We start from the raw sequence: 14,678 nt of genomic DNA on the forward strand, positions 1-14,678 counted from the left end.
GATTAATCCGATGATCACCCACAGCCTGTGGATAACTCTCCGCGCAGCTCACCCCCTTCCGGGCAGACTCGGTGTCCCACCGCAGGGCACTCGGAGGCCGACATGCGACCTTGGCTCAAACCAGCTCTCCGCCGGATCTGGCGGGACCGCCGGACCGTCCAGTTCGGGGTGGGCCCGGCGCACGCCGTGCTGATCCACCCGCGGAGCCCCGGCGAGTCCGCGCTGCTCGACCTGCTGGACGGCACCCGCGAGCTGCCCGAACTGGTCGAGCGGGCGGCGGGGCTCGGGCTGGAGGAGGCGGACGTCCGCCGGGTGCTCTCCGACCTGGAACGGGCCCGGGTGCTGGACGACGCGGACCGGCAGCAGGCCGTCCTGGAGGGAGTTCCGGAGCTGTCGCCGGCCGCCCTCCGCCGGCTCGGACCCGAGCTGTCCGCGCTGAGCCTGGCCCGTCCCGAGCCCGGCGGAGGCGCGGTCGCGCTGGCCGCCCGGCGGGAGGCCTGGGTGCGGGTGCACGGCGCCGGACGGGTCGGCGCCGCAGTGGCCGCGCAGCTGGCCGCGGCCGGGGTGGGCCGGGTCGAGGTGGTGGACGGCGGCCGGGTCTCCCCCACCGATCCCCTCCCCGGCGGCCTCCGCCCCGCGGACATCGGCCGGCTCCGCGCCGGCGCCGCCGCCGAGGCCGTACGCCGCGCCTCCCCGACCGAGGAGGCGGAACGCCGGGAGCGGCGGGGAGCGGGCGGGGCGGCGGCCCCGGCAGCCGCGGCCGGGCGGCGGACGGACGGCTGCTGCTCGTCCGAGGCGAGGTCCGAGGCGACGTGCGAGGCGAGGTCCGAGCGGACCGCCCGCCATGCCGACGGCCGATTCGCGGGCGGCCCGGGCGCCGGCTGCCCGGCGGCGAGGAGGCAGGGCACCGACGGCGCCGGCCACCGGCTGGACGGGTCCGCGGCGGGCGGCGCGGCGGCGAGCGCGGCCGCCGGCCCGGCGGCGCGGGAGGGGGCGGCCGAGCGGCGCGACGGCGGCGGCCCGACGCTGGTCGTCGTCGCCCCGCGCGGACCCGCCGGGGCCTGGGCACCGGATCCGGAGCTGAGCGCCCGGCTGGTGGCGGACGGGACACCCCACCTCTTCGCCGGGGTGGTGGAGACCGTCGGGACGATCGGGCCGATGGTGCTGCCCGGCGCCTCGCCCTGCGGGCGGTGCCTGGCGCTGCACCGGGCGGCCGTCGACCCCGACTGGCCGCGGGTGCTGGCCCAGCTCTGCTCCGCCAAGACCGGCGGCGCGGACGCGCCCTGCGCCGCGGCGCTCGCCGCCGGGGTCGCCGCGCTGGCCGCGCTGCACGCGCTGATCCTGCTGGACGGCGGCTATCCGCCCAGCGTGGGCGGGATCCTCGAACTCTCCATGCTGGACGGCGAGATGCGCCGCCGTCCGCTCTCCGCGCATCCGGACTGCGGCTGCGGATGGACGGTGGACGCCCCTCCGGCCCCGGAATTTCACCGTCCGCACGGCGGCGTCCGCACCGGTGAGCGGGTATGAAGGGGGAGAATGAGGCCGGTGCGCCGGAAGCCACCGCCCCGTCACCCCTGGAGGCAAGCGTGAGCGATCTTCCGCGGAAGGCAGTGACCCGTACGGCGAAGCTGGCGGCCCTGCCGCTCGGGGTGGCCGGCCGGGCCACCCTCGGCCTCGGCCGCCGCCTGGGCGGGCGCCCGGCGGAGGAGGTGGCGCTCGAACTCCAGCAGCGCACGGCCGACCAACTCTTCAAGGTACTGGGCGAGTTGAAGGGCGGCGCGATGAAGTTCGGGCAGGCCCTCTCGGTCTTCGAGGCCGCCCTGCCCGAGGAGTTGGCCGGCCCCTACCGCACCGCGCTGACCAGGCTCCAGGAGGCCGCTCCCCCGCTGCCCGCCGCCTCCGTCCGGGCCGCGCTGGACGAGCGGCTCGGCACCGACTGGCCGTCGCTCTTCCGGGAGTTCGACGAACGGCCGGCCGCCGCCGCCTCGATCGGCCAGGTGCACCGGGCGGTCTGGCGGGACGGCACCCCGGTCGCGGTGAAGGTGCAGTACCCCGGGGCCGGCCAGGCACTCCTCTCCGATCTCAGCCAACTCGGCCGACTGGCCCGGCTGATAGGCCCGCTGGTGCCGGGGCTCGACATGAAGCCGCTGGTCGCCGAGTTGCGGGCGCGGGTCGCCGAGGAGCTGGACTACGCGCTGGAGGCGGACGCCCAGCAGGCGCACGCCCGGGAGTTCGCCGGCGACCCCGACTTCGTGGTGCCGGCCGTGGTCGCCCAGGGGGACCAGGTGCTGGTCACCGAGTGGCTGGACGGCATCCCGCTGGCCCAGGTGATCGCCTCCGGGAGCACCGAGGAGCGGGACCGGGCGGGGCAGTTGCTCACCCGGTTCCTCTACGCGGGCCCGGCCCGCACCGGCCTGCTCCACGCCGACCCGCATCCGGGGAACTTCCGGCTGCTGCCGGACGACGGTCCGGTCTCCGGCTGGCGGCTGGGGGTGCTGGACTTCGGCACGGTGGACCGGCTGCCGGGCGGGCTGCCGCTGCCGATCGGCACCGCGCTGCGGCTGGCGCTGGGGCAGGAGGCCGCCGCGGTACTGGAGATGATGCGCCAGGAGGGCTTCGTCAAGCCGGGCATCCAGCTCGATCCGGACGCGGTGCTGGACTACGTTCTGCCGATCATCGAGCCGGCCGCGGTGCCGGAGTTCACCTTCACCCGCAGCTGGATGCGGGCGCAGGCGGCGCGGATCGCGGACCCCCGCTCGCCGGCCTACGACCTGGGACGCCAGCTGAACCTGCCGCCGGCGTACCTGCTGATCCATCGGGTGACGCTGAGCACGATAGGGGTCCTCTGCCAGCTGGAGGCCACAGTCGGCCTCCGCGCGGAGCTGACCGCCTGGCTCCCCGGCTTCTCCCCTGCGGCGGGCGCGCGCGTTCCGGCCCAGGCGGCACCTGATCCCGCGCCGTTGCCGGGTGCGGCGCCGTAGCCCCGGCCCGCGCAGTTCCCCGCGCCCCTGTTTTCGCGCCCCCGGCGCAGAAAACCGGGGGCGCGGGGAACTGCCCGCCCAGCCGCCTACGGTGCCGCAGCCGCGGCTACAGCATCACCATCGCGGCCAGCGCGCGCCGCAGGCGCATATGCGCTCGGGCCAGGGCTTCTGGCATGAGATGGAGGGTGCGGCGGGCGTGAGCCTGCTCGTCTCGGACGGTCGTGGTCGGGTTCATGGTGATGCTCTGATCCTGGTCGTCATGGTTCTGGAACCGGTCGTGCCGGCGGACTGCGATGGCTCCCGGTCCGGGGCGCCCCCGCTCCATCCGCCGCACCGCGGCGCGTACGGAGCCCTGGAGCCCGCCGACCGCGACGCTCGCGCTCACGCGAGCACCTCGTTCTTCCGCGGACGCCCCCGCGGCCGCTTCCGCGGCACGACGACGCCCTGGACGAAGAGCTCCCCGCCCCAGACGCCCCACGGCTCGCGCCGCTCCTTGGCGCCCTCGAGGCAGGCCTCGCGGACCGGGCAGGTCCGGCAGAGGGACTTGGCGTACTCCACGTCCGCGGGGGTCTCGGCGAAGAAGACCTCCGGGTCGTAGGAGCGGCAGGGAATGGGCACCTCGAGGCTGTCCGCCTCGACGATGGCCGTGAGCTGCATCAGGGAAACCTCCGGCGGGTGAGACTGGTCGGCCTGTTGGTGGTCGGGGACCTGGGAAACGGATGACAACTTCGTCTTCCTCGTCGTCTCTGGCGCTTGTGGAGCGCACTCTCGCTGTCTTCTGGTCGTCGCCCCGGTCCGGCCGGTGGGCCGGTGCCGGGACAAACAAATGGGCCGCGGATCCCGGTGACGGGTTCCGCGGCCCTGGAGGCGCCGACCTGATGCTGACTCAGGTTCGTTCTCTCCAGGGTTCGAGCCCGCGGAAGGCCCGCATCGTCACCTGCATGCCGTCCGTTGCCGGAACGACATACGTGCCCTGCGTGTCCTGCTGATCCTGGTGCTTCGGCTGGCCGAGCTCCGGCTGGGAGTTACCGGCACCCGCGGCGTGCGAGCAGCCGCGCGCTGCGGCTACCGATGCCCCGAGTGCCCATCCCGGTCGCTCGTCGCGGATCTCCGGCCGACGGAGGGAGGCGACCCGCAGCGCAAAGGAACGCGCGGCAGCGGAGGCGGACTCCATACCGAGGGCGGACATGCCGAGAGCGGGCACACCGGTGCCGAGAGCGGCGAAGGCGGAAGCGGACACACCGGTCACTTTGCCGCCGGTGTTGATCATCGTGATGCCAGCCATGTCTTCCGCCCTCCTCTCTCGGTGTCGTGGGGCCTGACGGCCCGCCGGTCGTTCTTCGGTGCTCGTGCTTGGTGCTGGTGTGGAACTGGTGTTGCCGCCGTGACGGATGTGACTCCGTCGGCCCACGGCTTCGTCGCCTCAGCCGTGCACCGGCACGCTAGTGCGCTCGCACCCGAGCGCGCAAACTATTTTTCCGGCGATTTCTCGACCGTCTCACTCCTCGGTTCGCCGACGCCCGTTTCGACTGGGTCTGTCTGGGCATCAGGCTCCCCGCACAACGACAGCACGTCGGCTCCGTACTTGTCCAGCTTCGCTCGGACGACACCGGGGATTCCGGCCAGCTCGGCCGGGCCGGCCGGCCGGGCCTCCGCGATCGCCAGCAGGGTGGCGTCGGTGAAGACGCAGTACGAGGGGAGCTTCTGCTTCCGGGCGCGGTCCTCCCGCCACTTCCACAACCGCTCGTAGAGCCCCTCGTCGAGCTCGGCGGGGCAGTCCGCGCAGCGCCCGAGCTTGCGCTCCACGGCGTCGCCCAGGGTGCGGCCGCAGACCCGGCAGACGGCCGGGCGGAACTCCCGCCGCAGCCGCGAGGTCCGCGCGGGGCCGCCGCCCTCGGCCGCGGCCCCTCCGGACCCCGCGTCCCAGGCGCCCGCCGGCTCCCGGTCCGCCGTCGACCCCGCCGGGCCCGCCGCGCGGGCGCCGGCCGCACGCGGCCCCGTGCCGGGCCGCAGCCCGTCCAGGAAGCGGGTGGGCCGCCGACCGCGGGGGCCGCCCGGGGAGCGGGACTGCGCCCAGGACAGGAAGAGGTGCTCGCGGGCCCTGGTCACCCCGACGTAGAGCAGCCGGCGCTCCTCCTCCACCTGCTCCGCCGTTCTGGCGTAGGAGATCGGCAGCATCCCCTCGGTCAGGCCGACCAGGAAGACGGCGTCCCACTCCAGGCCCTTGGCCGCGTGGAGGGAGGCCAGGGTGACCCCCTCCACGGCGGGGGCGTGCTGGGCGGCGGCCCGGGCGTCCAGCTCCGCGACGTAGTCCGAGAGCGCGGTGGACATCCCCGCGGCGGCGCGTCCGGCCTCGTACTCCTCGGCCAGCCGGACCAGCGCGGCCAGCGACTCCCAGCGCTCCCGGACGGCCCCTGAGCCCCCGGGCGGCTCGGGGGTGAGGCCGACCGAGGCCAGCACCGCCCGCACCTGCTCGCCCAGCGTCTCCGTGCCCTCCGAACCCGCCCGGGCGGCGCCGCGCAGCATCAGCCCGGCCTCGCGTACCTCCTGCCGCTCGAAGAACCGCTCGGCGCCGCGCAGCCGGTACGGCAGGCCGAGGTCGGCCAGGGCCTGCTCGTACACCTCGGACTGGCCGTTGGTGCGGAAGAGCACGGCGATCTCGCTGGCCCGGACGCCGGAGGCGAGGAGCTCCCGGATCCGCTTGGCGGTGCCCTCCGCCTCGGCCGGCTCGTCCTGGTACTCGGTGTACCGCGGCTCGGGGCCGGGCTCGCGCTGCGAGACCAGCTCCAGGCGGTGCTGGGCGGTCCGGCCCTGGGCCTGGCCGAGGAGGCCGTTGGCCAGGTGGACCACCTGCGGGGTGGAGCGGTAGTCCCGGATCAGCTTGACCACCCGGGCCTCCGGCCGGCGGGCCCGGAAGTCGAGGAGGAAGCGCGGGGAGGCGCCGGTGAAGGAGTAGATGGTCTGGCTGGCGTCGCCGACCACGCAGATGTTCGGCCGCTCGCCCAGCCAGAGGTCCAGCAGCCGCTGCTGGAGCGGCGAGACGTCCTGGTACTCGTCCACCGTGAAGTGCTGGTACTGGCTGCGGACCTGCTCGGCGACGTCCGCGCGGTCCTCCAGGACGGCGACGGTGAGCAGCAGGACGTCCTCGAAGTCGATCACGCCGCGCTCGCGCTTGAGCTGCTCGTAGACCGCGTAGACCCGGGCCACCTCGGCGGGGTCGCGCGGGGCCTCCCGCCCGGCCCCGAGCACCGCGGCCGGATAGTCCTCTGGGACGGTCTGGGTGACCTTGCACCACTCGATCTCGCCGGTCAGGTCGCGGAGCTCGGTGCGCTCCAGCCGGATCCGGCAGCGGGCGGCCGCCTCGGCGACCGCCTGGCCCTTGCGGTCAAGCAGCCGGGGCATCTCGCCGCCGATCGCCCGCGGCCAGAAGAACTGGAGCTGGCGCAGGGCGGCCGAGTGGAAGGTGCGGGCCTGCACGCCCTCCGCGCCGAGCTGGCGCAGCCGGCCGCGCAGCTCGCCGGCGGCGCGGGCGGTGAAGGTCACCGCGAGCACCTGCTGCGGCTGCATCACCCCGCTGTGCACCCCGTAGGCGATCCGGTGGGTGATCGCCCTGGTCTTGCCGGTGCCGGCGCCGGCCAGCACGCAGACCGGGCCGTGGAGGGCGGTGGCCACCTCGCGCTGCTCCGGGTCGAGCCCGGCCAGCACCTCGTCCGCGTCGCGGGGCGGGCGCGCGACGCCGAGGGGGCTCGTGGGGCCGGTGGGGAGCTGCTCCTGCATGGGGCCCATCCTCTCAAGCCGGTCCGACGGGACAGGACGGAACCCGGGGTTGTCCACAGCGGCGGGGTTCACCGCCCGGCCTGTGGAAAACCGGCGGAATGTTCATCGGCGCCTGCGCGTTGGGGACATCGCGCATCCCGCAGGAGGCGCAGTCACCGAGAGGGAGTCCCGAGATGTCGGTCACGATGTACAGCACGACCTGGTGCGGCTACTGCCGTCGGCTGAAGGGCCAGATGGACCGCGAGGGCATCGCTTACACCGAGGTCAACATCGAGCAGGACCCCGAGGCCGCGGCCTTCGTGGAGAAGGTGAACGGGGGCAACCAGACCGTTCCCACCGTGCTCTTCGCGGACGGCTCCGCGCTGACCAACCCGTCGCTCGCGCAGGTCAAGGAGAAGGTCGGCGCCTGATTCCGCGCCCCGCGCCGAGGGGCCCGTGCCGAGGGCCCCGCGCCGGGCCCTCGGGCAGCCCCGGGTCAGGCGCCGTCGTCCGCCGGCCGCAGATGCCCGGCGATGTCGCCGAGCTGGTAGACGAGGCGGTTCCGGTCGGCGGAGTACCGCGTCTCGGTGACCCTGACCGGGCCGTCCTTGGAGTAGCCGGTGCGCAGCTGGACCATCAGCGGGACGCCCGGCCCCATCTGGAACCACTGGGCCTCCTCCGGGTCGGGCATCCGCGCGCTCAGCTCGTCCACGCAGGCCGTCTCGACCAGGCCCGCCCCGCGCAGCGCGGCCTCGTCCCCGCCCTCCACCGGATCCGGGTCCATCAGCGGGGTGCCGGCGGCCAGGGTCACCGGGTAGTGGCTCTCCTCGATCGACCACGGCTCGCCGTCCATCTGCCGCAGCACCCGGCGGAGGACGACCGCCTCCGCCGGCTCGATCCGCAGCCGCCCGGTGATGTCGGTGCCGGCCCGTACGATCAGCATCTGGAAGTCGGACGTCAACTCCCGGCCCGCCTGCCCTGCCTCTTCCGTGTAGATGTCGGAAGTGGAACGCAGCGGGGTTCCGGGCCGCGGTTCCGAAGGGGAGCGATAGGCGTGGTGATCGACGACCTGATGGTCTTTCAGATATGTCCCCCGGCCCTGGACCCGCGTCAGTAGCCCCTCGTTGACCAGCATGTCCACCGCCAGCCTGACGGTGTTCCTGGCGACGCCGTAGTGGGTCTCCAACTCGGATTCGACGGGCAGCGGCTCATCGCTCCGCCACTCGCCGACGGCGATTCTGCGGCGCAGATCTGCGGCTAGCCGCTGGTATTTGGGCGCTCGGCCGGGTCCGCGGGAGATGTTCACCCGGTGAATGTAGCGACGGCGGTTGCGGCCATTCCACCCAAAAGCCAATATTCCAGATCCCAACTAGTCGCCGGGGGTCTCTGCATGACTCGCTACACCCGGGGGGCCTGGGCGGTCACGGCCTCCCTGCCGGCCCGCCCGCAGGTGGTGCGGCACGCTCGCCGGATCGCCCGCACCGCGCTGGAGGCGTGGGGCGCGGGCGAGTCCTCCTACGCGGCGGAGACGGTCGTCTCCGAGCTGGTCACCAACGCGCTGCTGTACGGCCGCGGGCCGGTCGACCTGGCGATCGCGCTCACCGACGAGATACTGCGGATCTCGGTCACCGACTGCGGTCCGGCGCTGCCCCTGGCCCGCAGCGCCGGACCCGACGCGCAGTCCGGGCGCGGCCTCCAGATCGTCGAGTCGCTCGCGCTGAGCTGGGAGGTGCTGGCGCGGCCGGACGGCAAGACGGTCAGCTGCGTGCTGCCGGCGGTGCGCAGCCGTCCGGTGGCCGCACCGGGCGGGACGGCGGCGGCCGTCGTCTCGCACGCCGTGCCGGAGGAGCGGGGCTGAGCCCGCGGGCGCGGGCGGGCCGGGGCCGCCGGGGCCGGGCGGGACGGCTCCCGGCGGGGCGGCTCCGGGCGGGCCGCCCCGCGCGGCCGGATCACCAGCGGGCGGCTTCCGGAAGCGGCTCGCCGTACCAGAGTTCGACCAGGCGGCGGGCGATGGAGATGCCGGAGGGCGGCAGCACCGTTCCCGCCTCCATCCCCGCCCGCAGCTCCTCGCGGGTGAACCAGCGGGCCTCGGAGAGCTCCTCGCCGTCCACCTGGATCGCGGTGCCGCCGTTGGCGGCCTCCGCCCGGCCCAGGAAGCCGAGCATCAGGCTGCACGGGAACGGCCACGGCTGGCTGGCCACATAGCGGCAGTCCGCGACGACCACGCCGGCCTCCTCGTGCACCTCCCGGGCGACCGCCTGCTCCAGTGACTCGCCGGGCTCCACGAAGCCGGCCAGCGTGGAGTAGCGGCCCTCCGGCCAGATCGCCTGCCGGCCGAGCAGCGCGCGGTCCTGGTCGTCGGTGATCAGCATGATCACCGCCGGGTCGGTCCGCGGGTAGTGCTCGTGGGCGCAGGCGGTGCAGCGGCGGACGTGGCCGGCCGCGGCCTGCGCCGTCGGATGGCCGCAGCGGGAGCAGTAGCGGTGCGAGCGGTGCCAGTTCTCCAGGGCGACCGCGTGCACCAGCAGCCCGGCGTCCCGGTCGCCGAGCTGGGCGCCGACCTCGCGCAGGCCGGCCTCCCGGGCCTCGCCGTCCAGCCGGCCCGGCAGGCTCTCCGCGGCGACCGCGAAGTACGCGGTGGCGTCCGGCCCCTGGCCCTCGACCCCGAGGAAGTACCGGTCGCCCTCCGGGGCCTCGAAGCTGGACAGCAGGACCAGCTCGGTGCGGCCGTCCTGGGTGTCCACGACCCGGGCCCGGCCGTTCGAGATGACCAGGACGCGGGTGCCGGGGTGGCTCCAGGTGGAGAGCAGCCAGGCCTCGTCCAGCCGGTGCTCGGCGGCCCGGTCGAGGGTCGACCGGGAGAGCGCCAGCGGCCGGGCGGCCAGATCGCCCGAGACGGGGTCGGGGGCGCCGAGGGCGGCAGGAGCGGCGGGCACGGCGGGTCTCGGCACCCGCCCTCCGGGGTCCGCCGCCGTTCCCGACGGCGCGACCGGCTGTTCCTTGCGGGTTTCCGACTTCGGTGTCGTCACGTGCCTATGCCCCATGTCCTTCGCGGTGTCACGCCTAGTCCTACCCCGCCGGCGGCGTGCGGGACCAGCGCGGGAGGGTGTTCCCGATCACCTGGCGGGATCGGTGGGGCGGAGCCCTTCGGCGAGCTCCGACCACAGGTGGGCGGCCGCCTCGACGCCCTTCGACAGCAGGTCCAGTTCGACCTTCTCGTTCACCGAGTGCCAGCCGTCCGACGGTACCGAGATGCCCAGGAAGAGCACGGGCGCGCCGAGGACGTCCTGGAGGTCGGCGGCCGGGCCCGAGCCTCCCTCGCGGGTGAACCTGACCGGCTGTTCGAAGGCCGTCTCCATGGCCCGGGCCAGGGAGGTGAGCGCCGGGTGGTCCAGCGGCGTCAGACAGGGCCGGGTCGCGCCAGGGAAGGTGATCTCGTGCCGGATGCCGTCCGGGATCCGCTCGGCCACCCAGGCGGCGACGGCCTCCCGGACCTTCTCCACGTCCTGCCCGGCGACCAGCCGGAAGGAGAGCTTGAGGTGGGCGTCGGCCGGGACGATGGTCTTGCCGCCCGGGCCGGTGTAGCCGCCCCAGACGCCGTTGACCTCGGCGGTCGGGCGGGCCCAGATCCGCTCCAGGGTGCTGAAGCCCTCCTCGCCGAGGGTCCCGTGCGACTTGGCGGTGCGCAGCCAGGCCTCCTCGTCGAAGGGGAGCTCGGCGAAGAGGGCGCGCTCGCGGTCGGTCAGCTCGACGACCCCGTCGTAGAACCCGGGGACGGCGACCCGGCGGTGCCCGTCGTGGAGCGCGGCGGCGAGGCGGGCGGCCTCGGTGGCCGGGTTGGGCACGGCGCCGCCGAAGGACCCCGAGTGGATGTCCTGGTCGGGGCCGTAGAGGTCGATCTGGCAGTCGACCAGGCCGCGCATCCCGGTGCAGACCGTCGGCGTGCTCTCGGACCACATCCCGGTGTCCGAGATCACGACCACGTCGGCGGCGAGGCGGGCCCGGTTGGCCGGGCGCCGGATCAGCTCGCCGAAGTTCGGGGAGCCGGACTCCTCCTCGCCCTCGATCAGCAGCTTGAGGTTGACCGCGGGGGCCGTCCGGCCGGTGGCCGCGAGGTGCGCGCGGACGCCCAGGGTGTGGAAGAAGACCTGGCCCTTGTCGTCCGCGGCGCCCCGGGCGTAGAGCCGGCCGTCCCGGACCTCCGGCTGGAAGGGGTCGCTCTGCCAGCCGTCCGCCAGGGCCGCCGGCTGGACGTCGTGGTGGCCGTAGACCAGCACGGTCGGGGCGTCCGGATCCGCGGACGGCCAGTGCGCGAAGACGGCGGGCAGGCCGCCGTCCGCGGTCTCCCACACCTCCGTCTCGGGGAACCCGGTGGCGGCGAGCCGCTCCCGCAGCCACTCCGCGGAGCGCCGGACGTCCGGCGCGTGCTCGGGCTGGGCGGAGACGGAGGGGATCCGCAGCCACTCGCCGAGCTCGGCGAGGAAGGGCTCCCGGTGGGCGGCGATGAACTCCCGCACCGCGGGGGTCCGGGACTCGGGGGAAGACGCGCTCATACCCCTGACCCTAATCCCCCGCGGCATGGGGAAACGCCCTGGTCGCCGACTACTGGCCGAGCAGCTTGGAGATGTCGGCGGTCTGGCTCGCCGGAGGCGCGCTGATGGCCGCCGGGGCGGTGCTGAAGTCCGAGTAGTGCATCGTGATGCGGGTGGTGCCCTTACTGCTGGGCATGGCGACGCGCTCCTGGACCGGCAGGTTGTCGGAGTTCAGCCACAGATCGATGGTCTCGGTCTTCACGCCCGCCGCCACCGCCTGCTGCAGCAGCTTCTTGACGTCGGCCGAGCTCTCCTTGGGGATCATCTGGGAGACGTTCACCGTCGCGGTGTAGTGGGTGGTCGAGACGCCGTCCACCGTCTCGCTGCCGACCCGCTTGACCTTCGCGCCCTCGGAGGAGAGCAGCTTGATCTGCTCGGAGGGGTCCTGCGGGCGCTGGGTCGAGGCCTGGTTCAGCAGATCGGCCATGGCCTTCCCCTGCGAGCCCAGCTTGGACATGTCCACCTTCAGCCAGGGCTTGCCGCCGACCTGCTTGGCGAACTCCGGGCCGAGGTTCTCGTACATCACGTTCCCGGCCGAGATCACGCGGATGCTCGACGTGCCCATCGCCTGCTGGAACGAGGGGTTGTGCATGGTGAAGTCCATGGCCACCGGGCGCCACGATATTCGGCCGCCCATGGTCATGTCCCCCGTCGGGGCCTGGACGGTGACCTGGGTCTTGGCGGAGGTGTAGGTCTGGGTGTGCTTGGTCGCGGCGTTCAGCACCTGCGCGACCGTCTGCATCGCGGGCTGCTGGGCCTTGGACGACGAGGAGGCGGACGACGCGCCGCCGCCCGAGCATGCGGCCAGAGCCAGCAGCGCGGAGGAGGCGCAGGCGGCGAGAAGAACGGTACGTGTGCGATGGGTGCGAAGCATGGGACCCCCCTATGACTCAGCGGTGCTCTCACTGTGAACACGGTGGCAAGACGGTACACCCGAGCGGTGACACACCTGTCGCCGGATCAGACACCAGTGCCCGTGCGCGGGTTCGGGCCGCCGGACCAGTACCTTCGGGCAGGTGAGGATCGCGACCTTCAACCTGCTGCACGGCCAGCCGCTCAGCGGCGGGCGCCCGCTGCCGTTCCCCGACCCGGACGGCGAGGGCGGCGCCGGGGCGCCGCTCGCGGAGGCCGTACGGGCCCTGGACGCCGATGTGCTGGCCCTGCAGGAGGTCGATCGGTTCCAGGCCCGCTCGGGCCTCGTCGACCAGCCCGCCGTCGCCGCCGAGGCACTCGGCGCGGCGGACTGGCGGTTCGCCGCCGCGCTGCACGGCGAGCCGGCGCCGGTCTCCGGCTGGGTCCTCGACCCGGACCACGCCGACCTCCGGGTCTACGGGCCCGGGCCCGGGCTCGCGCCGGGGCTCGAGCCGGGGCTCGGGCTCGGCGAGGACCCGGCGGAGACCCCGGTTCCGTCCTACGGCACGGCTCTGCTGACCCGCCTGCCGGTGCGGCACTGGCGGGCCCGGAGGTTCGCCCCGGCCCCGTTCGGACTGCCGCTGCGGGTCGCCGGCCGGGCCGGGCTCACCCCCGTGCCGGACGAGCCGCGGGCCGCGCTGGCGGCCGTCCTCGAGGGCGCGGAGGGGCCGTTCACCGTGGTGGCCGCGCATCTGTCCTTCGTCCCCGGCTGGAACATGGGGCAGTTGGCGGCGATCCGCCGCTGGATCGCCGACCTTCCCGCGCCGTATCTGCTGCTCGGTGATCTGAACCTGGTCGGCGCGGTGCCGCGGACGGTGCTCGGCGGCGCCGAGGTGGTGGACAGCGTGCGCCGGCGCGGACGGCAGAAGCCGGGAGCCTCCGCGCGCCGGCGGGCGCGGTTGCGCACCCGGCGGGCGGAGGCCGCCGCCGGCGCGCCCTTCCCGCTGCGCTCCCGCGGCGTCAACCCCCGTACGCTGCTGCGCGGTTGGCGCGATCTGGCCCGTCTGCCCACCTATCCCGCGCACCGGCCGGCGGTGCAGTTCGACCACGTACTCGCGGTGGGCGTACCCCGCGATGCGGTGCGGGCCGCGCGGACCCCGCCGACGCCGATCTCGGATCACCGGCCGCTGGTCGTCGAGCTGGATCTGTGAGCGGCTCCGCGCCCACCGGCCGGTACTCGATCAGCAGCATGGCGGCGTCGTCGCCGAGCGGGCGGCCGACGAAGCGGCGGAGGTCCGCGTGCACCCGGGCGAGCACCGCCTCCGGTCCGTCCCACCGCTCGTCGCCGGTCCGCCGGGACAGCTCCGGCAGCCGGTCCGGCAGCGGGTAGAAGCGGCCGGCGCGGTCCCGGGCCTCGATGATCCCGTCGGTGTAGAGGAGGATCCGGTCGCCGCGCTGCAACCGGACGCTGAGCACCTGGGGGCACACCTCGCACGGGGGGAGGACGCCGAGCGGGGGCTCGGGATCGGGCGCGTCCAGGGCGCGGACGGGGCCCTGCGCACCGGCGCCCGGCGCGCCGGCGCCCTGCGCGCCAGCGCCCGGCGCGCCGTCGCCCTGCGCACCGGCGTCGACGCCGAGCAGATACGGCGACGGATGCCCGCAGTTGACGACCTCCAGCACGCCCTGCTCGCGCACCCCGATCAGCACCAGGGTGACGAACTCCTCGTCGCAGCGGGCCGTTCCGAGCGGCCCGGACGGCCCGGAGGGATGCTCGCGCAGCGCCCGCTCCAGGCTGACCGCGAGCCAGGCGGCCACCTTCTCCAGCGCGCTCTCCTGGTGCGCGGCCTCCCGGAAGGCGCCCAGCACGTCGGCGGCGGTCTCCACCGCGCCGAGGCCCTTGCCCCGGACGTCCCCGACCACCGCCCGGACCCCGAACCTGGTCTCCACCACCTCGTAGAGGTCGCCGCCGATCCGGGCGTGGGCGGTGGCCGCGGCGTAGTGGACGGCCGCCCGGACGGGGCCGATCCGGTCCGGCACCGAGCGCAGCAGCACCCGCTGCGCCACCTCGGCGATCAACCGGGCGTCCGCCAGGGCCTGTTCCTGCCGGGCCCGCAACCGCACCCCGGCCGCGCCCAGCAGGGCGATCGCCGCCACCGCGAGGACGCCGGCCGCGGCGATCGCGGTCTCCGGCCGGTCGGCGCCGGCGTGCCGCAGGCCGAGGTCGACCGCCGCGGCCACCCCGACGAGCCCGACCAGCGGCGGGTACCAGAGCCGGTGGCCGACCACCGCGGCCAGCGCGGGACCTGCGGTCAGCAGCGGTTCGAGCGGGATGCCGGGCCGGGGGTCGAGTCCGTCGGCGAGCAGCACGGCGACCACCGCCGCCGGCGGAAGCAGCAGCAGCGTGAGCCGGCCGAGGCGTCGGCCCCGGAGTCGCGGCATGCGTGGCGCCGGAATCCCTGGCATCGCGGGCAGCCCTCCTGGGCGGCTGGTCGTCACC

Annotated in this window: 13 protein-coding genes and 1 pseudogene; 5 read left to right on the forward strand and 9 right to left on the reverse strand. The window is 74.8% G+C overall.

Going from position 1 to position 14,678, the window contains the following annotated elements; all coding sequences use genetic code 11:
• Positions 1–102 precede the first annotated feature (102 nt).
• Positions 103–1,527, forward strand: a complete 1,425-nt coding sequence (locus BS73_RS16005) for a TOMM precursor leader peptide-binding protein (RefSeq protein WP_084704102.1) — start codon at positions 103–105, stop codon at positions 1,525–1,527.
• Positions 1,528–1,586: 59 nt separating this feature from the next.
• On the forward strand, positions 1,587–2,981 hold the full coding sequence (locus BS73_RS16010; RefSeq protein WP_037573072.1) for an ABC1 kinase family protein: 1,395 nt from the start codon (positions 1,587–1,589) through the stop codon (positions 2,979–2,981).
• 106 nt (positions 2,982–3,087) lie between these two features.
• Here BS73_RS16010 and BS73_RS16015 read toward each other — a convergent pair whose 3' ends face one another.
• The 4 genes from BS73_RS16015 to BS73_RS16030 form a co-directional block, all read right to left on the reverse strand.
• Complete coding sequence (locus tag BS73_RS16015) at positions 3,088–3,366, reverse strand: hypothetical protein (RefSeq protein ID WP_037573074.1); 279 nt, start codon at positions 3,364–3,366, stop codon at positions 3,088–3,090.
• Positions 3,363–3,707, reverse strand: a complete 345-nt coding sequence (locus BS73_RS16020; RefSeq protein ID WP_051939986.1) for a WhiB family transcriptional regulator — start codon at positions 3,705–3,707, stop codon at positions 3,363–3,365. The genes BS73_RS16015 and BS73_RS16020 overlap by 4 nt, the downstream gene beginning before the upstream one ends.
• A 160-nt stretch (positions 3,708–3,867) precedes the next feature.
• A complete protein-coding gene (locus BS73_RS16025) occupies positions 3,868–4,266 on the reverse strand; it encodes a hypothetical protein (RefSeq protein ID WP_037573077.1) in 399 nt (132 codons plus the stop codon).
• 185 nt (positions 4,267–4,451) lie between these two features.
• Positions 4,452–6,758, reverse strand: coding sequence for an ATP-dependent DNA helicase UvrD2 (locus BS73_RS16030; protein ID WP_037573078.1), 2,307 nt, complete (start codon positions 6,756–6,758; stop codon positions 4,452–4,454).
• Positions 6,759–6,931: 173 nt separating this feature from the next.
• Between BS73_RS16030 and BS73_RS16035 the strand changes: the two genes are divergently transcribed.
• On the forward strand, positions 6,932–7,168 hold the full coding sequence (locus tag BS73_RS16035; protein ID WP_037573079.1) for a mycoredoxin: 237 nt from the start codon (positions 6,932–6,934) through the stop codon (positions 7,166–7,168).
• Between the two features lie 65 nt (positions 7,169–7,233).
• Here the strand turns inward: BS73_RS16035 and BS73_RS16040 are convergent, their stop codons facing one another.
• On the reverse strand, positions 7,234–8,043 hold the full coding sequence (locus tag BS73_RS16040; protein WP_161789671.1) for a GntR family transcriptional regulator: 810 nt from the start codon (positions 8,041–8,043) through the stop codon (positions 7,234–7,236).
• Positions 8,044–8,127: 84 nt separating this feature from the next.
• Here BS73_RS16040 and BS73_RS16045 point away from each other — a divergent pair, with 84 nt between their 5' ends.
• Complete coding sequence (locus BS73_RS16045; protein ID WP_051939987.1) at positions 8,128–8,595, forward strand: ATP-binding protein; 468 nt, start codon at positions 8,128–8,130, stop codon at positions 8,593–8,595.
• Positions 8,596–8,686: 91 nt separating this feature from the next.
• Here the strand turns inward: BS73_RS16045 and nudC are convergent, their stop codons facing one another.
• The 3 genes from nudC to BS73_RS16060 all read right to left on the reverse strand — a co-directional run bounded on the left by nudC (position 8,687) and on the right by BS73_RS16060 (position 12,203).
• Complete coding sequence (gene nudC / locus BS73_RS16050) at positions 8,687–9,622, reverse strand: NAD(+) diphosphatase (protein WP_037579809.1); 936 nt, start codon at positions 9,620–9,622, stop codon at positions 8,687–8,689.
• Between the two features lie 231 nt (positions 9,623–9,853).
• Positions 9,854–11,290, reverse strand: coding sequence for a dipeptidase (locus BS73_RS16055; RefSeq protein WP_037573085.1), 1,437 nt, complete (start codon positions 11,288–11,290; stop codon positions 9,854–9,856).
• A 49-nt stretch (positions 11,291–11,339) separates the two neighbouring features.
• Positions 11,340–12,203: a LolA-like protein gene (locus BS73_RS16060; protein ID WP_152617622.1), complete on the reverse strand. Its 864-nt coding sequence runs from the start codon at positions 12,201–12,203 to the stop codon at positions 11,340–11,342.
• Positions 12,204–12,345: 142 nt separating this feature from the next.
• Here BS73_RS16060 and BS73_RS16065 point away from each other — a divergent pair, with 142 nt between their 5' ends.
• A complete protein-coding gene (locus tag BS73_RS16065; RefSeq protein WP_037573088.1) occupies positions 12,346–13,392 on the forward strand; it encodes an endonuclease/exonuclease/phosphatase family protein in 1,047 nt (348 codons plus the stop codon).
• 34 nt (positions 13,393–13,426) lie between these two features.
• Here the strand turns inward: BS73_RS16065 and BS73_RS36240 are convergent.
• A pseudogene (locus BS73_RS36240) lies at positions 13,427–14,644 on the reverse strand (PP2C family protein-serine/threonine phosphatase); the annotation flags it as partial.
• Positions 14,645–14,678 lie beyond the last annotated feature (34 nt).

The organism is Phaeacidiphilus oryzae TH49 (assembly GCF_000744815.1).
Lineage (GTDB): Bacteria > Actinomycetota > Actinomycetes > Streptomycetales > Streptomycetaceae > Phaeacidiphilus > Phaeacidiphilus oryzae.